Genomic DNA, 16,882 nt, shown 5'->3' on the forward strand with positions numbered 1-16,882 from the left:
CTGATGGTCTCCGGCGCCACCGGCGTCGCCGATCCCATCGATGTCTTCGCCAATGCCGTCGACAACCCGCCGCTTCTGATCACCACCCTGCTGTTCATCGCCTTCGCCCAGGTCACTACCAACGTGCTCAACAACGTGGTGCCGCCGACCTATGTGCTGATGGATATGTTCAAGCTGAAGTTCCGTAGCGCCACGGTGATCGTCGGGTTGCTGGCCTTCGCCACTTTCCCCTGGGAGCTGGTCAAGGACGACTCCGCCGCCGGGCTGCAACTATTCGTGCAGACCTACTCGGCGTTCCTGGGCCCGATCTTCGCGATCATGGCGGTGGACTATTACCTCATCCGCCGGCGCACGCTGGATATCGACAAACTCTATGACACGCAGGGCCCCTATCGCGGCATCAATTACGCCGCCTTCATCGCCACGCTGATCGGGGCGCTGGTGGCGTTCAATGTCTCGGCGATCTCGTGGTACGCGAGTCTCGTGCCCGCCGGTCTGGCGTATTACCTGATGATGCGCTACTGGCCGGCCTGCCAACGCTTTTGCCAATGACATCGTCTTCCACGCATCTGCATCCCGACATAGAGCGCCACCATGAACGATAACGATCTGCGCCTCACGGCGCCCGACACGAGTCTCTACAACACCGACCTGGCGCCGCTGCCCTATCATCAGCGACGCTGGGGCGCCTTCGAAATCTTCAATGTCTGGGCCAACGACATCCAGAGCCTGTTCGGCTATACCCTGGCCGCCTCGCTGTTTCTGAGTTACGGCCTCAACGGATGGGCAGTGATGGCCGCCATCATTCTCGCCGGTCTGGTGGTCATGGTGCTGGTCAACCTGACCGGGCGGCCCAGCGTCAAATACGGCATTCCCTTTCCGGTGGTAGTACGCGCCAGCCTCGGCGTGCACGGCGCCAACCTGCCGGCGATGCTACGCGCGGTGATCGGCATATTCTGGTACGGCGTGCAGACCTACTTCGCCTCCACCGCTGTCACGCTCTTGCTGACCGCGCTGGGCGTACCGGAAAGCGGCCAGTTCCTGGGGCTATCGAGCGTGGCCTGGCTGGCCTTCGCCATCGTCTGGGTCTTTCAGCTGACGATGTTCTGGGCGGGGATCGAGCGCATCAAGCGCTTCCTGAATTGGGCAGGGCCACTGGTCTACGCGGTCATGGTGCTGTTGATGGGCGTGGTCTGGTGGCAGGCCGGCGCCTCGCTACTACCAGCCATTGGCAACATCTTCAGCGGCAGCAGCGACGCTGCCGGTAGCGCCGTCGGCGCCTTCTTCACCGTACTCGGCACCATGATCGCGTACTTCGCCGCTGTGGTGATCAACTTCGGCGACTTCGCACGCTTCGTGAAGAACGAGCGCGCCATGCGGCTCGGCAACTGGCTCGGGCTGCCGCTCAACGTGGCGGTCTTCTCGTTCATCGCGTTGATCATCACCGCCGGCACTTTGGCGCTGTTCGGCGAGGCGCTGACCAACCCCTCGGACATCGTCGGACGCGTCGATAGCCTGCCGCTGACGATCGTCGCCGCGCTGACTTTCTTCGCCGCGACGGTGGGCATCAACCTGGTGGCCAACTTCATTCCACCCGCCTATGACCTCGCCAATCTGTTCCCGCGGCGCATCAGTTTCCGTCTCGGCGGCCTGATCACGGCGATCATCGCCTTCTTCATCGGGGCCTTGTGGGTCAGCGTGATCAGCCAGATCGGCATTCCCGGCTTCGTCAACGCCATCGGTGCCGTCATCGCCCCGTTCTACGGCATCATCGTGATCGACTACTACGTCATCCGCCGTGGCCAACTGGACGTGCAAGCGTTGTTCTCGGCGGCACCCGACAGTCCCTATTACTATACCAACGGCTGGAACCGTCGCGGCCTGGTGGCCTTCGCCATCGGCGCGCTGTTCTCGCTAGCCTCGGTATGGGTGCCGGCCCTCGCTGCACTGGAAGGCTTCGCATGGCTACTCGGCGCCGGCCTGGGCGGCGCGTGCTACTACGTGCTGATGCGCGGACAGGTCTCGACGCCTACCGAGGCGACGCACTAAGCAAACGCCGCTACGAAGCCCCCGTCGAGACGACAGGGGCTTACGCCGGGGTGCCGCCGAAGATAGCGTACAGATCCGGCGTTTCTTCGGGGGCCTCGGCGATGGAGAGCGAGGCTTCGATGGCCTTGAGGTGGCGCTGCATGAAGGCGCGGGCGCGCTCGGCGTTGCCGCTTTCCAGGTGTCGGATCAGTTCATCGTGATCGTGGGACTCACAGCCGAGGTGGCCGGTGTTGCCGTAGACGGCGAGGATCAGCGACGAACGTGAACACAGGCGGCCAACGAACTCGCTGAGCGTGGCGTTACCCGCCAACTCGGCCAGTTGGTTATGAAAGGCTGCCGAAAGCTTGATCGCTTCGCTCTGCTTACCGGCCTTGAGTGCCTGGCGCTCGCGGTTGGCGCAGTCGCGCAGCGACTTGAGATCGTTTTCGGTGACGCGCGAAGCGATCTGTGCCATCAGTTCGCATTCCACCAGTTGGCGCGCGGCGAAGACATCGCGTGCCTCCTCGGCGGTGGGCCGGGAGACACTCGCGCCACGGCGTGGCGTCAGGGTGACGAGATGCTCCAGCGCCAGGCGTTGCAGGATCTTGCGAATACCGGTACGGCTCACGCCGAACACTTCCGACAAGGCATCCTCGCGCAGACGCGCACCGGGTTGCAGACGGTGTTCGATGATGGCGTCGCTGATCGCGCGGTAGATGGCATCATGACGCTGCGCACCGTCGCCGGCCTTGCCCTCGTTACGACGCGTTTTCCTGGCGGCATGCGCCTGACGTGACTCGCTCATTCACGGCTCCCGAATGCGTTTGCGCTGATCATCGCATTGCCCGCCACGGCTCAGCTACCACGGTAGGTGGAATAACCAAACGGCGATAACAAAAGCGGTACATGGTAGTGAGTGTCCGCGTCGTCGATGCCGAAACGTATCGGGATGCTATCCAGAAAACGCGGACCGGACGCGGCGGCATGCTCCTGGCGATCAAGATACGCGCCGGCCTGGAAGACCAGCTCGTATTCGCCGACGCGAAAGGCCTCGCCTTCGAGAAGCGGACCCTCGCAGCGGCCATCGTCGTTGGTCACGAACTCACCCAGCGTCTGGCGGACGTCAGCCTCGAGCCGGTAAAGCGTCAGGCGCAGGCCATTGGCGGGACAGCCCCGCGCGGTATCCAGAACGTGCGTGGTGAGATAACCCATGATGGCTCCTTGCAGATCGGCATGGCACGGAAGAGCGGGCAACATGGCGGGATGGACGCTTGCGTACTCACCCCTTACCCTGATTTTGTATACAACAACTTCGAATAACATAGCATCAGGAGTCGTGCATGCGCCAACCCTTGCTCTCGCCACGCCCCACGACGCTCGACCGCTCAACCTTCGTGGAAGCGTACGGCGGTATTTACGAACATTCACCATGGATTGCCGAAGCGGTATGGGACGCTGGCATCGAAGCCCACCACGACAGCCCCGCAGAGCTCGCCGGGGCGATGGCTACCGTGCTCGACGCAGCGTCGCCGGAGGATCAACTCAGAGTCATTCGTGCGCATCCCGACCTGGCCGGCAAGGTCGCGCTGGATGGTGGCCTGACCGATGCCTCGAGCCACGAACAGGCCGGCGCGGGGCTCGATCAGTGCTCGCCGGAGGAACTCGCGCGCTTCGAGCGTTTGAATGCCGCCTACAAGACGCGTTTCGGTTTTCCCTTCGTCATGGCCGTCAAAGGCTACCATCGCCGTGAGATTCTCGACGCCTTCGAGGTCCGTCTCACGCATACGCCCGACGAGGAACGCCACACTGCCATCGCGCAAATCCATCGTATCGCCCAGCTACGCTTGGACGCCCATACCGCCTGAGTTCAGGCGTGCGTCTGTGGTAAGTCAAGACGTGCACCTTTGGTGGGCTGGCGAGACTTCGAAATTCATGGAAGAATTTTCCATGAATGTTCCATGAGAGAGAGCCAGGCGTGACGGAAAGCAAACGCAAGTCGGTCGGACGCCCCGCTGGCAACGGCAAAGCTACCAGCGGCCACAGTCAATCGTTGGTGCGGGGCCTGAGTATTCTCGAGGGCCTCGCCGCCGCGCCCGGAGGACTGGCTCTTTCCGATATCGCCCAGGTCGTCGGCCTGGCGCCGTCGACCACGCACCGCTTGCTGCAAGCACTGCATCAGCAGGGCTTCATCGCCCAGGATGCGGAAATGGGCGTATGGCACATCGACGCCAAGACGTTCCGCGTGGGCAATGCCTTCCTTGAGGCGCGCGACTTCGTCGCCACCGCCCGGCCCTTCCTGCATCAATTAACGGCGGAGACCGAGGAAACCGCCAACCTGGGCATCCGGGATCAGGGCATGGCGGTGTTCCTTGCGCAGAGCGAGTCACCGCAGATGATGCGCATGATCACCCGGCTAGGGTCGCGCGCCCCGCTGCATGCCTCGGGCGTCGGCAAGGCCCTGCTCGCCTGGCTACCGCGCGACGAGGTCGAGCGCATCCTCCACACGCGCGGACTCGACAAGGTCACGCCCAACACCCTCGACACCCCGGCCCGCCTGCGCGACGCCCTCGGCGAGATCCGCCGTCAGGGCTATGCATGCGACCGCGAGGAACACGCCATCGGCCTCAACTGCGTGGCGGCGACGCTGCACGACGAAAACGGCCTGCCGCTCGCCGCCATCTCGGTCTCCGGCCCCGCCGCACGCATTCCCGAAGCACGCCTCGTCGAACTCGGCGGCCTGGTCAGCCGCGCCGCTCGCGAGATCACAGCGCAATTAGGTGGGCGGTTGCCACAGGAGTTCGTCTGAAAACTTAGATATTGAGGATCACACCGCCGTTGAGATGCAGTGCCTGGCCGTTCATGTAGAACGCCGCAGCCCAGGCGGAGAGGACTTGAAACCCCCACCGACTGGGCGACAGCATCATAAAGACACGCGGCGCCCTTCCTTGAAAACGGCCTTGAGTGTCTTTTCCGGATATTCGAGCACACCCAGGTTTTCATCGGGATTACCTTCCCACAGCGCCAGGTCTGCCAAGGCACCGGGACGTATCACGCCGACATCTCCTTCTCGCTCGAGCAAGCGGGCATTGACCGACGTGGCTTGCTTAAGCACCTCGACGGGAGAGAACGTTTCCCCGCGCAACATGAATTCCCGCATCTGGTAGCGTTGCATGTCACCAAGCAGGTCGCTGCCAAAGCCCACCTGGACACCGGTATCATGGAGCAGGTCCAGCGCATCTAAGCCTTGCTGACGAACATCTTCTACCTTCGCGCAGCTTACCGCCGGAAAGCCCATCGCCTTGCCATGTTTGGCCAACGCTTCATAAGTGCTGACAGTAGGCACGATGAACGCCTCACGCTGCTTAGCCAACTCACAAGCCGGTCGATCGATGAGATTGGCGTGCTCAATCGAGCGGACACCATACTCCAAGCAGCGAGAGACGGCTTCAGGAATATAGGCGTGTGCCAGGCAATACTTGCCCCATGCCTTGGCTTCCCAGACAATTGCCCGAATCTCATCTTCCGTGTATTGCAGTACGTCGATCGGATCGGAGGGCGAAGCAACACCGCCGCCAGCCATGATCTTGATATGGTTGGCCCCTCTGCGCAGTTCATCGCGAGCGGCATGCTGCACATTCTCGACGCCATCGGCAATGCGGGAAATGCTTGTTGAGGCACCGCAACCGCAGAGACATCCGCCCTCGAAAGGCGTCCAGTCGCCATGCCCACCGGTCTGGCTCAAGGCCTTGCCGCAGTAGAAGAGGCGAGGACCGTCGATCAGGCCTTCTTCAACAGCCTGAGCCAGCCCGTAGTCGGCTCCTGCGGCATCCCTGACGCTAGTAAAGCCCCGCCTTAGCATGGCGCGTAGCGAATGATGCGCGAACTGCGAGACATAAGAAGGTGCCATGAAGTCAACCTGCTTGAGACTCGCCGACGCGGCAAGTACGTGGACATGAGCATCGATCAATCCCGGGGTCAATGTCGCCCCAGCCGCATCGATGACCTCGGCGTGTTGTGACGTCTCCACACCGTCGACAATGTAGTGGATACGTCCGTCTTCGATCACAACGCTCTGGTTGTCCTTGACGGTATCGTTGAGGCCATCGAAAAGACGGCAATGCTTGATAATCAGCATGCAGGACTCCTTATTCTCGAGTCGTTTGTGCGTGGCTTGGTGCGGGGCGTGTTAGCAAACTGACGATAATGAGCATGATCGTAGCCAGTGGCATGGCGACCAATACGCTGTTCCATCCGAGGGGTTTATCCAGCCCAATTTCCCAGACCAGCGTAACAACACCACCAGTGATCATGCCGATCAATCCCCCCAGAGGCGTGGCGCGCTTCCAGAGTAATGCTGCAAGAAAAGCAGGCGTAATAGCCGCTCCGTACATCCCATACGAATACATCTGTATAGCGAGTACGCTAGGGAAAAACGCACCCAACACATAGGCGATGATCCCGAGAGAGGCGACGCTGATGCGGTTGAAGGCTAACCGTTTCGCCGTCGGAATGGAGACGTTGAATAGCCCAGTAACGATATCCTGAGTCAGATTGGCCGAGGAAGAAAGCAGGTACGAATTACCAGTCGTCAGGATGAGAGACACGACCGAGGACAGTAGTAGTGCCCCTAAAATTCCTGGAAGTCCTTTCTGAGCCATGACCAACATGGCGGTATCTGGGTTGATATCAGGAAACAATACGTGGGTGCTACTTACCAACAGCACAATCAACACAATGCTGATAAATCCCGTGATCATGAACCCCATTGCCGAGCGACGTGCCGTGGTCGAATCGGTAGCCGCAGCAAACCGCTGGAAAAGGTTCTGATCTCCTAAAAGCAGAAGAAAAAGAGGAAGAAAATAGCTAATAGCCTGACCAACGTTTAACCCACCAGTGAATGAACGCTGCTCACTAGGTAAAGCCGCCAGCATACCCGAGAATCCACCCAGTTCGCTCAAGATAATCGGTACGCCTATCAGCATGCTGACAAAAATGATGATCGCGCTGATGAAGTCAGTGTAGGCCACTGAAACCAGTCCACCCAGTGTGGCGAGCAGCGTAATGACCCCGGCCGAGATCAAGGTTCCCTGCCAGGTGGGCAGGCCGAAGGCGATATTAAGGGCGTAGCCACCGCCCAGGAACTGGTAGGAGACAATGCCGATATAGGCCAATAGGATGATCAATGAAGCGACCGTACGTGCCTTCGTGCCATAACGGCTTTCAATCAATTCAGGGATGGTAGTCGCTTCGGAATCACGGATACGTCTGGCAAGAAACCAGTACATGATAAAAGCGCCGATGGGTGTACCGGCGAAGAAGAAAATTGCGGCGCCCGGTCCGTTCTGAAAGACAAAGCTGGCACCGCCAATCACCGAGCCAGAGCCAACAAAAGTGGCAAGCAGCGTCCCCGTAACGACGAAGAAAGGCAAGGAACGCCCTGCCACAAGAAAATCTGCGTCATCGCGGACCTTACGTTTGGCAAAGTAAACGCCCACCAGAACCATTGAGATCAAGTAAACAATCAAAATTGTTGCATGCATGGGTTCGATTTCCTATTGAGATTGTTGTCGAGATGAATTAACACGCCCAAGCGATGTATTCCCACCGCGCTCAGGAAGCGACTTGCTGCTTTAAGATGGCCTTCCATTCGTTCAATAAATCGTTGAAATATTGTGCATCTTTGCGAAACACACTCTGTGTTCCCATACCACGAAGTAGGTTCATGGAGAGGTTCATTAAATGCGTGGCCCGTTCGGCAGGAAGACGGGGGAATAACTGTTGCCAGATGGCATCGATGCGTTCGTGAAAGTTTTGCACCTGAGGGGTCAACAACGTTTTGAAGCTCGGCTCGTGGCGTGCTTTCAAGGCAATTTCAAGCGTGACCATATAGAGCTGATCACTCATATGGAGCCACATGAGATCGAGAAAGCCATCCAAGGTGAGGCGACCGGCATGAACCTCATCAACACTGTGAGCAAGTACGCCGACGAATTCAGCCAGCACCTTCTCGATGGCATGAGCCAACAAGTCGTCCTTATTGGAAAAATGGTGCGTCAAAGCACCTTTCGAGACATTGGCCTCACTGGCGACGCGATCTAGCCGAAAGTTATGGAAACCGTCACGCTCAAGACACGCCAGTGCTGCACTCAGTAATTTCTGCTGGGTCTCCAGGCTTTTCTGTTGCTGCCATTTCATGGTGCCTATCGCTTACGCCGATACTTCTTAATTGTAAAGATGCATCCTGTTTTGGCATCTAAAAAACAAACCGTCAAGTCGGTTTTATTTTCTCAGCTATCGATTAATAGCTCACACTTAGAGTCATGACATCTAAATGACTGATTTTTAGGGGCATAGGGGTCTACATCGCTATAGAAATCGACACGATCCAAGCCAAGCGCACCGATCGACGCAAGCAGCGGATGAAGCCAACGGCGCGTATGCGTACACTACGCGCAGCGACCAACTGCGCCACTTGCGAGGCTTACCGATGAGTTCCCACCTGCTTTCCGTCGATTCCCTGTCCCGCGATTACGTCGAGCACCTGATGCAGCTCGCCGCCCGCATGGAGCCCTTCGCCCAGCGGCGCAAAGTGACCCGCGTGCTCGAGGGTGCAGTGCTCGGCAACCTATTCTTCGAAGCCAGTACGCGCACCCGCATCAGCTTTCACGCGGCGTTCTCGCGGCTCGGCGGCAGCGTCTGCGACACCACTGGTTTCACCTTCTCCTCGATGGCCAAGGGTGAGTCCCTCTATGACACTAGCCGCGTGATGGGCGGCTATGTCGATGCCGTCGTGCTGCGCCATCCTGACCAGGGCGCGGTGGCGAAATTCGCCGAGGCCACCCAGGTGCCGGTGATCAACGGCGGCGACGGCCCCGGCGAGCATCCCAGCCAGGCACTGCTCGATCTGTACACTATCGAGAAGGAATTCGCGCGCCTGGGCAAACGCCTCGAAGGCGCGCACTTCCTGCTCACCGGCGATCTCAAGCACGGCCGCACCGTGCATTCGCTGATCAAGCTGCTATCGCTGTTCGGACCGCTGCGCATCACGCTGGTCTCACCGCCGGGTCTGGAAATGCCGCGTCATTTGATCGACCTGGTCACCTCGCGCGGGCATCGCGTCGAGCAACGCGAAAGCCTGGCCAATGACTTCAGCGATCTCGACGTGATCTACACCACGCGCATCCAGAAGGAACGCTTCACCGAGGAGATGTCGGAAGTCTTCGCGGGGATGTCCCAGGATTTCATCGTCGACCGCGCCTTCCTCGATCAGCGCTGCTCACCGACCACTATCGTCATGCACCCTCTGCCGCGCGACAGCCGCCCCGGTGCCAACGACCTCAATGTCGATCTCAACGGCGATCCGCGCCTGGCCATCTTCCGCCAGGCCGACAACGGCATTCCCATGCGCATGGCGATCTTCGCCAATCTGCTGCAGGTCGAGGATTACATCGAGCGTGATGCCCAGGACGTCCGCTGGTTCGTACCGCCGGCCTATGGCGTGGACGACCACACGCTATAAAATGGGAGGGATGCTGGCACTACGTGCTGCATTCAAGGCATGCGTTGCAGGAAGGTGTCGTCGGCAAAGAAGCTTTGCAGGATCAACTGCGCGGCGATGCCATCCACACCGTCATCGCGGTAGTTGCCTCGATGCCCGGCGTCGCGGGCGATACGCTTGGCGGCGCGCGTCGAGCCACGTTCGTCGAACATCTCCACCAGCTTGCCGAAGCGCCCATGCAGGCGATTGCCGAACTTGCGCGCGCGCTGGCTCATGTCGGACTCGGTACCATCCATGTTGAGCGGCAGCCCTACGACCAAAAGATCCGGTTGCCATTCTTTGAGCAATTGGCCGATCTGCTGCCACTCGGGAATCCCATCGCGTGCGGGCAGCGGGGCAAGCGCCGTGGCACTGCCTAGCATTTCGTTGCCTACCGCCACGCCGATACGCCGCGTGCCATAATCGAAGGCCAGTATCAGCCGCTGCCCTGCCTCGGCCATCAGGAATGTCCCGCCTCGCGCGTCATCAGGTTCAGATCGACACCCAAGATACCCGCCGCCGCGTTCAGGCGCTGCTCCGAGTGGACATCGAAGAGGATCGAGGCGTCGCCTTCCACCGTCAGCCAGGTGTTTTGCTTGAGCTCGTCCTCGAGCTGACCTGCCTGCCAGGCGGTGCAGCCCAGGCAGACGATGAAGTCTTCTGGACCCCGGCCCTCGGCGATGGCCTTGAGCATATCCATGGAGGTCGTCAGGGCAAGGTCTTCAGCGACTTGTAGGCTGGAATCCCAAGGCAGGTTCGAACCACGATGCAGAATGAAGCCGCGATCCTTGTGGACCGGCCCGCCATAGTAAACCGGCAAGTCGCGCTGCGGGCACTCCGAGGCATCCAGCTCAAGCTGCTCGAGCAGGGCGTCGAGCGTCAACTCCATGGGGCGATTGACAACCACGCCCATGGTGCCGTTTTCATCGTGATCACAAATGTAGGTCAACGTCCCCTTGAAGTTAGGGTCGTCGAGGTGCGGCATCGCCAACAGAAAATGATGCTTCAAGCTTTGCATGAGCCTCCCAGGCGTCGAGGCGCGTCCCGCCTCTCGCTTACGCCGAAATTGGTGCTTTTCGCAGCGATTGTATCATTGCCCTTGCCAAACCTCGCCATCGTGGGATGACAAGCAGCGCTCAGAAGCGCCGGGCAATGGCGTCCATCAAGAGTCCACCGATGTCAGTGCCGCGCTGGGCGTCGATCTCGCGCACGCAGGTGGGACTGGTAACGTTAATTTCGGTGATGTAGTCGCCGATCACGTCGAGCCCGACGAAGATCAGGCCCTTGTCGAGAATCGCCGGTTTGACCTGCTCGATGAGCCAGTAATCGCGATCAGTGAGCTCGCGAGCCTCGCCGCGCCCGCCGGCCGCCAGGTTGCCACGCGTTTCGCCGGCGCTGGGAATGCGCGCCAGGCCATAGGGGACGGGCTCGCCGTCGATCAGCAGGATGCGCATATCGCCAGCCTTTATCTCAGGCAGATAACGCTGCGCCATGATTTGACGTGTGCCACGCTCGGTGAGCTGCTCGATGACCGAGCCCAGGTTGCGCCCCTCCGGCGTGATATGAAAGATGCCGCTACCGCCCATGCCATCCAGCGGCTTGAAGATCACATCGCCGTGCTGGGCATGAAAGTCGCGCAGGACAGCATCGTGGCACGAAACCACGGAGGGCGGAATGCAGTGCGGGAACTGCTGGGCGAAGAGTTTCTCGTTGCTGGTCAACAGCGCCTGAGTCGGGTTGACCACCAGCACGCCCTCGCGCTCGGCGAAGCCCAGCAGATGCACAGCGTTGAGGAAGTGGTCATCCACCGGCGGGTCCTGGCGCATCAGGATGACGTCGAGCTCCGCCAGCGGCGCGGCCTGCACCGCTTCGAGCCGATACCACGCCTCAGAGTCACGATACGCCTCCAGCGCGCGCATGCGGCCCATGGCGCGCCCGCCTTCCAGATACAGATCTTCCGGCTCGAGATAATAAAGCGACCAGCCGCGTTCCTGAGCGGCCCACAGCATGGCCAGGGTGGTGTCTTTCTTGTAGGCGATATCGGCGATGGGGTCCATCACCACGCCAAGCTTCAAGGCGCGCTCGCTCATGATCGGTCTTCCAGACTAGAGATGAATGCGCGCAGTATGCCGCAGCGACCAGCGGAAGACCAAGGCGCCAGCGGCGCGTCAGCTCGACTGATAGGCGTCTATCGCCTCGCGCGTCAGGCGGATGCCGTCTTCCTCGATGGTGATCAACCGCCTCTTGTAGAGCCGCCCCACCGCCTGCTTGAAAGCACTTTTGCTGACGCCCATGCGTGCCTTGATCTCAGCGGCAGGCGTCTTGTCGCCCAGCGCGACGTATCCGCCATGGCAGCGCAGCAGCTCCAGCACCTTGTCACCGACCACATCGAGCCCCGCCTCACCGGGCGGCAGCATGGCCAGATCGAGGCGCCCATCTTCGCGCACGCGCTTGATATAACCGGTCAACCGTTGGCCGCGCCGAGGCGGGTGAATGATGTCATCGGCATACAGCAAGCCCCAATAGCGGTGATCGACCACCGCCTTGAAACCCAGATCGGTACGCTCGGCGATCACCAGAGCGACACGATCGCCGGGCGTCATCCCAGGTGCCTCATCAGCCAGGAAACGATCCAGACGCATCGACGCCACCGGCCGGCCCTGAGCGTCTTCGTAGAGCATCACCAACACCCGCTTGCCGACCTCGGGACGAAAGTGCTGCTCGGCGAACGGCAGCAATACATCCTTGGGCTGGCCCCAATCGAGAAAGGCACCGGTCGTATTGACCGCCACGACCTTGAGATACGCCACCTCGCCAATGCGCGCCAGGGGCGATCGCGCTGTCCGCGACGAACGCTGCCCGGTGGCGAATGAACGTGGAGTCGGATCTTGGGGACGGGACATGATAGCGGCCACTAACGAGAGATATGTCCTCATTATGACGCCGCCAGGCGGCGCGAGCAAAGGACGTGGCGGGGTTTGGCGTATAAATCAGGGGATCGGAGGTAAGGCCTGTCGCATGAAAGAAGGCAAACTCTAGAGCGATATGAGCTCAGGCACCGGACCCAAGCTTGGCGCTACAAATATGCTGGCTAGGTAGCTAGCCTATGCCATATTATATTTTAATTAAATTAATAATTATTAAAGTAGGGTAAGGCCATGACACCCAATACACTCAACCACCCCATAGCGGTTTTCGATGCAGGGATCGGCAGCTATGCCATTGTTGCCGAGATACACAGGCAATTGCCGAACCAAGACATCATCTATTTAGCAGACCGTGCTAGTTTTCCTTATGGCGACAAATCTCCTGATGCACTTTCGCTGATCATGCATTAGACGCTACGTTTTCTTGAGGGATTTAATCCCTCCGCAACCGTCGTAGCGTCTAATGCACCTTCCATCACGGTGCTGGAAGCTATCCGCCCCATAACTCCAACCCCCTATTCGGTGTCTTCCCTCCGCTAAAAGAAGCGATTTCGCGCTCTCCAAGCGCTGAAGTGGGCATCATGGGCGTACGCGCGCTCGTCGAAAGTGAAATGCTGAGGCACTTCGTCAGTGATAACAGCACTCGTGTCGAGGATGTTGCGCTGATTGATGCCTTAAGCATGGTAGAGCTCGTCGAGAGTGGTACTTTTCTTTTCGACCCCGCGCATACCCAGGCGAAGGTACAAGCGTTCGTCGAGGACGTATTCCAAAAAGCACCTGCAATAGATGTGCTAACGCTCTCAAGCACACACCTACCCTGGCTGAAGCCTTTTTTTGAACGCGCACGCCCCCAATGCCATTTCCTGGACCCTGCCGAAAATATCGTTGCCAGCCTTGGTGAAGGCACTACTGGAAGCGGACTTTTAAAAACACTGGTAACCGAAGATGAACGTTACTCCGTTGACGATTTCCACCGAATGCCTGGCCAGTTGGACGTCGACCTCCCTCTAGAAGTCGTTGAATTCACTTGAGTGAACATGGTACCAACCTACTCGGTATCTTTTCAGGACAACCGGTTATTTCGCCTCACGACGTGATGTTCGAATACGTGTCTCGGGCGCTGCGGAAGTCTTCAGAATGTTCGAAGATCCAGAGCCACATCGGGATGATTTGGAGTAAGAATTCTTCACCCAGGGATGTCAGCTCATAATCGACACGCGGCGGCATTTCTTCATGGTCGTGACGTAGTATCAACCCATCCCGCTCAAGTTGTCGTAGCGTTCTTGTCAACATTCGCTGGGTGACGTCTCCAAGCCGCCGTCGAATCTCTGCGTGTCTCAGCCGTCCGCCTTCCTTGAGCGAGTGAACGACGCCAAAAGCCCAACGGTTACCCGCGTGAGCGAGCACCTCCCTCTTCAGCTAATCGTCTTCTTCTGCCATGGCGTCGCAGAGCGCCCGGGAGCGTCTGAGAAGTTCATCAGTGTCTTGCGGTATCACTTGTGTACCTACTTATGTCGCTAATTCATGCGTGACAACATCCGCTGCCTTAACCCAATCAGTCAATCATTGGAGGCAACATGAGACAGCGTGATAGAACAGAATCCATACTAGTATTAGGTGCTGGGGAGCTTGGTGCTGAGGTTCTCCGCTACTTGGCCGGGCAAGCCCAAACAACGCCAGATACGCGCATCAGTGTGCTGCTGAGACCCGCTACAGCAGGCTCATCGGATCCCGCCAAAAAACGAGCGACCAACAAGCTAAAGGAGATAGGCATTGAGGTCGCCGAAGGAGATGTTGTGGCCGCTGACGAGAACGCGCTTGCCGCACTTCTAGCCCCCTACGACACGGTCATTTCCTGCATCGGTTTCTCGGCTGGCCAAGGAACTCAGACCAAAATCACCCGAGCCGCGCTCCAAGCGGGGGTCAAACGGTATGTACCATGGCAGTTTGGGGTCGACTACGACACGATCGGGCGCGGCAGTGCACAAGACGTTTTCGATGAGCAGCTCGATGTTCGCGACCTGCTTCGCGCTCAACGCGACACCGAGTGGCTTATAGTGGCAACGGGAATGTTCACCAGCTTCCTGTTCGAACCAAATTTCGGAGTCGTCGATTTCGAGAGGGATGTCGTTCACGCCCTGGGGAACCTGGACAATCGGGTCACTGTCACCACACCGGAAGATATCGGCCGATTAACGGCGGCGATCCTGTTACACGAGCCTCGCGTCGTCAACGACACCGTATTCGTTGCCGGAGATACTATCAGTTATGGCGAGCTCGCCAATGAGCTTGAGCGCATACTCGGACGACCTTTCGAGCGAGATGAGTGGACGATCTCTCACCTCAGCAAGGCCCTGGAATCAGATCCCGATAACGGCTTGCTGAAATATCAGGCGGTGTTCGCTGCCGGCGTTGGCGTCGCCTGGCCCAAGGAGACGACGTTCAATCATCGACAAGGCATCGAGACAGTCGACGTTGCCACTTGGGTTCAGCGCCATCTGAAATGCTCATGAGTCAATAGCGCCGCCAGTAACACTGGCGGCGCACGCGTCAAACAACGGTGGGTTACACGGAGGTATAGCCGCCATCCGCCATCACGATGGAACCCGTCATGTAACTGGCCCTATCGCAGGCAGCAAAGGCGATGACCTCCGCGATCTCTTCAGGCTGGGCGGCGCGACCGATCGGTGAACTCTCACCATGCTCCGCCAGGAAATTACGCCCATCAGGCACAATACCGTCCAGAATGCCTGTCTCGATATCGCCGGGCGCTACCACATTGGCTCTAATACCATGCTCGGCGCCTTCCAGTGCCAACACACGTGTTAACTGAGCAATCGCCCCCTTAGCTGCGGCATAAGCGCCAATCGTCGGGAACGCGACATGACAGGCGTAAGAGCCCACATTCACGATGCTGCCATGCTTGGCGTCAGTCATGGCCTTCATCGCCTCGCGTGAATGGAGGAAGGTTCCTCGCAAGTTAACGTTGAGTATGGAGTCCCAGTCTTCGAGCGACATGTCTGCCACGCTCTTGAACATGATATGAGCCGCATTGTTAATCAAAATATCCAGACTGCCAAAATGCTTCAGCGCCAGATCAACGGCCCGAGTCGCGGTTGCCTCCTCTGCCAAGTCGCCGGTCAGCGTCACGATACGATCAGAATACGCTTCGAGTTCTTCGACTTCGGCTTTCACGTCTTCAGCCACCACACTGGCCCCGCGGTCCGCCAACAACTTGGCCACGGCACCACCGACACCACCTGCAGCGCCTGTCACGATCGCCACTCGACCTTCAAATTCTCGATTCAAATCACTCATGGTTTCCCTCTAGGTCATAGGCATTCGCCGTCGGCGACGGCACGAGGGAATAATAAGGACTCCAAAAAGCTAAATAATCGCGACTTAACTGAAAGGACTATTTAGTGGGAATAATCAATCAAGGCTGACGGACACCCTCTGCTTCAAAAAGTCGATGAAGGCTCGCATCACTGCCGAGTGTTGATGTTGCTTAGGAAAGCAGAGATAAAACCCTGCAAAGGGCGCACTCCAGTCAGTCAACAGCGGTACGAGCTCGCCACGATCGACATAGGGCTGGATCTGATCTTCCGCCCAAAAAGCGACGCCGGCACCCCTTACCGCCGCCTCCAAAGCGATGCGCTGGTCATTGAACGATAGGACGCCATCCAGCGACACCTTCTGCCACTGACCATCTTTGAAAAACTCCCACTGATAACTGCCGAGCTGGCCCGGCCACCGCCAGGTGATGCACCGATGCTTGCCCAGATCGGCAGGGACTTCCGGATAACCGAAGTTGTTCAGATAGGCCGGTGACGCCGCAGCGATCTGCCGAATGCACGGCCCCAACGGCAGCCCCACGAAATCCTGATCGAGCATTTCTCCAAGACGGATCGAGACATCGTAGCCCTGCTGGACGATATCCAGAGAGGCGTCATCAAGCGTGACGTCAACGCGAATGTCGGGGAACGCCTCGAGGAAGGCAGGCAGGTACGGCTCAAGATAGAGCCGTGACCCGAGTCGCATGGCGTGCACTTTAATCCGTCCACGGGGTCGAGTGGCGAGTTGTGACGTATCAGCCACTGCCGCCGACACTTCATCCAGCGCTGGTTGCAAACGAGCGGCTAAGTGCCCGCCAGCTTCCGTCAGGTGGACGCGTCGCGTCGTCCGGTGCAGGAGCTGAACACGCATGCGGGTTTCCAGCGCTTTCATGCTCTGGCTTAGCGCCGAAGCCGTCACATTCAAAGACTCTGCAGCCCGCACGAAACTGCCATGCTCCACGATCGCCATGAAGCTTTGCAGCTCAGCGAATTCAGATCCACGCATATCGGTAGCTCTCACACCGGGCAATGATACATAAAGGATAAGGGTCGTT

The 16,882-nt window shown here is 58.8% G+C and carries 19 protein-coding genes; 8 read left to right on the forward strand and 11 right to left on the reverse strand.

What is annotated here, in order from left to right; genetic code table 11:
• Both OP495_RS14240 and OP495_RS14245 read left to right on the forward strand, forming a co-directional pair.
• A partial coding sequence (locus OP495_RS14240; protein WP_280570207.1) for a cytosine permease occupies positions 1-552 on the forward strand: 552 nt, incomplete at its 5' end.
• Positions 553-594: 42 nt separating this feature from the next.
• Complete coding sequence (locus OP495_RS14245; RefSeq protein ID WP_280570210.1) at positions 595-2,049, forward strand: NCS1 family nucleobase:cation symporter-1; 1,455 nt, start codon at positions 595-597, stop codon at positions 2,047-2,049.
• Positions 2,050-2,089: 40 nt separating this feature from the next.
• Here the strand turns inward: OP495_RS14245 and OP495_RS14250 are convergent, their stop codons facing one another.
• Both OP495_RS14250 and uraH read right to left on the reverse strand, forming a co-directional pair.
• Positions 2,090-2,833, reverse strand: a complete 744-nt coding sequence (locus tag OP495_RS14250; protein WP_280570212.1) for a GntR family transcriptional regulator — start codon at positions 2,831-2,833, stop codon at positions 2,090-2,092.
• A 50-nt stretch (positions 2,834-2,883) separates the two neighbouring features.
• Positions 2,884-3,240: a hydroxyisourate hydrolase gene (uraH, locus tag OP495_RS14255; protein WP_280570214.1), complete on the reverse strand. Its 357-nt coding sequence runs from the start codon at positions 3,238-3,240 to the stop codon at positions 2,884-2,886.
• A gap of 128 nt (positions 3,241-3,368) precedes the next feature.
• On the opposite strand from uraH, the gene uraD reads away from it, so the two are divergent.
• Both uraD and OP495_RS14265 read left to right on the forward strand, forming a co-directional pair.
• Positions 3,369-3,893, forward strand: coding sequence for a 2-oxo-4-hydroxy-4-carboxy-5-ureidoimidazoline decarboxylase (gene uraD / locus OP495_RS14260; RefSeq protein ID WP_280570217.1), 525 nt, complete (start codon positions 3,369-3,371; stop codon positions 3,891-3,893).
• Positions 3,894-4,003: 110 nt separating this feature from the next.
• Positions 4,004-4,834, forward strand: coding sequence for an IclR family transcriptional regulator C-terminal domain-containing protein (locus OP495_RS14265; RefSeq protein WP_280570220.1), 831 nt, complete (start codon positions 4,004-4,006; stop codon positions 4,832-4,834).
• 114 nt (positions 4,835-4,948) lie between these two features.
• Here OP495_RS14265 and OP495_RS14270 read toward each other — a convergent pair whose 3' ends face one another.
• The 3 genes from OP495_RS14270 to OP495_RS14280 all read right to left on the reverse strand — a co-directional run bounded on the left by OP495_RS14270 (position 4,949) and on the right by OP495_RS14280 (position 8,223).
• Positions 4,949-6,163 carry an amidohydrolase family protein gene (locus OP495_RS14270; RefSeq protein ID WP_280570222.1) on the reverse strand — a complete coding sequence of 405 codons (1,215 nt, stop codon included), beginning with the start codon at positions 6,161-6,163 and terminating at the stop codon, positions 4,949-4,951.
• Positions 6,164-6,173: 10 nt separating this feature from the next.
• Entirely contained in the window at positions 6,174-7,568 is a 1,395-nt protein-coding gene (locus tag OP495_RS14275; RefSeq protein WP_280564713.1) for a sodium:solute symporter family protein, read from the reverse strand.
• Positions 7,569-7,638: 70 nt separating this feature from the next.
• Positions 7,639-8,223, reverse strand: coding sequence for a TetR/AcrR family transcriptional regulator (locus OP495_RS14280; protein ID WP_280564711.1), 585 nt, complete (start codon positions 8,221-8,223; stop codon positions 7,639-7,641).
• Positions 8,224-8,515: 292 nt separating this feature from the next.
• Here OP495_RS14280 and pyrB point away from each other — a divergent pair, with 292 nt between their 5' ends.
• Positions 8,516-9,547: an aspartate carbamoyltransferase gene (gene pyrB, locus OP495_RS14285; protein WP_280564854.1), complete on the forward strand. Its 1,032-nt coding sequence runs from the start codon at positions 8,516-8,518 to the stop codon at positions 9,545-9,547.
• 32 nt (positions 9,548-9,579) lie between these two features.
• Here the strand turns inward: pyrB and ruvX are convergent, their stop codons facing one another.
• The 4 genes from ruvX to OP495_RS14305 all read right to left on the reverse strand — a co-directional run bounded on the left by ruvX (position 9,580) and on the right by OP495_RS14305 (position 12,468).
• Positions 9,580-10,026, reverse strand: coding sequence for a Holliday junction resolvase RuvX (ruvX, locus tag OP495_RS14290; RefSeq protein WP_280564853.1), 447 nt, complete (start codon positions 10,024-10,026; stop codon positions 9,580-9,582).
• Positions 10,026-10,583 carry a YqgE/AlgH family protein gene (locus OP495_RS14295; protein WP_280564852.1) on the reverse strand — a complete coding sequence of 186 codons (558 nt, stop codon included), beginning with the start codon at positions 10,581-10,583 and terminating at the stop codon, positions 10,026-10,028. The genes ruvX and OP495_RS14295 overlap by 1 nt, the downstream gene beginning before the upstream one ends.
• Before the next feature lie 118 nt (positions 10,584-10,701).
• Positions 10,702-11,655: a glutathione synthase gene (gene gshB, locus OP495_RS14300; protein WP_280564851.1), complete on the reverse strand. Its 954-nt coding sequence runs from the start codon at positions 11,653-11,655 to the stop codon at positions 10,702-10,704.
• 78 nt (positions 11,656-11,733) lie between these two features.
• Positions 11,734-12,468, reverse strand: a complete 735-nt coding sequence (locus OP495_RS14305; protein WP_280564850.1) for a S1-like domain-containing RNA-binding protein — start codon at positions 12,466-12,468, stop codon at positions 11,734-11,736.
• A gap of 255 nt (positions 12,469-12,723) precedes the next feature.
• On the opposite strand from OP495_RS14305, the gene OP495_RS14310 reads away from it, so the two are divergent.
• The 3 genes from OP495_RS14310 to OP495_RS14320 all read left to right on the forward strand — a co-directional run bounded on the left by OP495_RS14310 (position 12,724) and on the right by OP495_RS14320 (position 15,005).
• The gene (locus tag OP495_RS14310; protein ID WP_280570224.1) at positions 12,724-12,903 is read left to right on the forward strand and encodes a hypothetical protein; all 180 of its coding nucleotides are present in this window, start codon (positions 12,724-12,726) and stop codon (positions 12,901-12,903) included.
• Positions 12,904-13,073: 170 nt separating this feature from the next.
• Positions 13,074-13,523 (forward strand): hypothetical protein, encoded by a 450-nt coding sequence (locus OP495_RS14315; RefSeq protein ID WP_280570225.1) that lies wholly within the window; start codon positions 13,074-13,076, stop codon positions 13,521-13,523.
• A gap of 546 nt (positions 13,524-14,069) precedes the next feature.
• Positions 14,070-15,005 carry an aromatic alcohol reductase gene (locus OP495_RS14320; protein ID WP_280570227.1) on the forward strand — a complete coding sequence of 312 codons (936 nt, stop codon included), beginning with the start codon at positions 14,070-14,072 and terminating at the stop codon, positions 15,003-15,005.
• Between the two features lie 52 nt (positions 15,006-15,057).
• On the opposite strand, the gene OP495_RS14325 is transcribed toward OP495_RS14320, so the two are convergent.
• Entirely contained in the window at positions 15,058-15,810 is a 753-nt protein-coding gene (locus OP495_RS14325; RefSeq protein ID WP_280570229.1) for an SDR family oxidoreductase, read from the reverse strand.
• Between the two features lie 114 nt (positions 15,811-15,924).
• The coding region (locus OP495_RS14330; protein WP_280570230.1) for a LysR family transcriptional regulator at positions 15,925-16,882 on the reverse strand (958 nt) is incomplete at its 5' end.

Origin of the sequence: Chromohalobacter sp. 296-RDG (assembly GCF_029889885.1) — a bacterium.
Lineage (GTDB): Bacteria > Pseudomonadota > Gammaproteobacteria > Pseudomonadales > Halomonadaceae > Chromohalobacter.

Excerpts from the sequence above, each read along its gene's own strand:
- OP495_RS14245 (WP_280570210.1), top strand. The coding sequence starts at position 595 with ATGAACGATAACGATCTGCGCCTCACGGCGCCCGACACGAGTCTCTAC.
- gshB (WP_280564851.1), bottom strand. The coding sequence starts at position 11,655 with ATGAGCGAGCGCGCCTTGAAGCTTGGCGTGGTGATGGACCCCATCGCC.
- OP495_RS14250 (WP_280570212.1), bottom strand. The coding sequence starts at position 2,833 with ATGAGCGAGTCACGTCAGGCGCATGCCGCCAGGAAAACGCGTCGTAAC.
- ruvX (WP_280564853.1), bottom strand. The coding sequence starts at position 10,026 with ATGGCCGAGGCAGGGCAGCGGCTGATACTGGCCTTCGATTATGGCACG.
- OP495_RS14320 (WP_280570227.1), top strand. The coding sequence starts at position 14,070 with ATGAGACAGCGTGATAGAACAGAATCCATACTAGTATTAGGTGCTGGG.
- OP495_RS14275 (WP_280564713.1), bottom strand. The coding sequence starts at position 7,568 with ATGCATGCAACAATTTTGATTGTTTACTTGATCTCAATGGTTCTGGTG.
- OP495_RS14280 (WP_280564711.1), bottom strand. The coding sequence starts at position 8,223 with ATGAAATGGCAGCAACAGAAAAGCCTGGAGACCCAGCAGAAATTACTG.
- pyrB (WP_280564854.1), top strand. The coding sequence starts at position 8,516 with ATGAGTTCCCACCTGCTTTCCGTCGATTCCCTGTCCCGCGATTACGTC.
- uraD (WP_280570217.1), top strand. The coding sequence starts at position 3,369 with ATGCGCCAACCCTTGCTCTCGCCACGCCCCACGACGCTCGACCGCTCA.
- OP495_RS14315 (WP_280570225.1), top strand. The coding sequence starts at position 13,074 with ATGGGCGTACGCGCGCTCGTCGAAAGTGAAATGCTGAGGCACTTCGTC.
- OP495_RS14310 (WP_280570224.1), top strand. The coding sequence starts at position 12,724 with ATGACACCCAATACACTCAACCACCCCATAGCGGTTTTCGATGCAGGG.
- OP495_RS14270 (WP_280570222.1), bottom strand. The coding sequence starts at position 6,163 with ATGCTGATTATCAAGCATTGCCGTCTTTTCGATGGCCTCAACGATACC.
- OP495_RS14325 (WP_280570229.1), bottom strand. The coding sequence starts at position 15,810 with ATGAGTGATTTGAATCGAGAATTTGAAGGTCGAGTGGCGATCGTGACA.
- OP495_RS14295 (WP_280564852.1), bottom strand. The coding sequence starts at position 10,583 with ATGCAAAGCTTGAAGCATCATTTTCTGTTGGCGATGCCGCACCTCGAC.
- uraH (WP_280570214.1), bottom strand. The coding sequence starts at position 3,240 with ATGGGTTATCTCACCACGCACGTTCTGGATACCGCGCGGGGCTGTCCC.
- OP495_RS14305 (WP_280564850.1), bottom strand. The coding sequence starts at position 12,468 with ATGTCCCGTCCCCAAGATCCGACTCCACGTTCATTCGCCACCGGGCAG.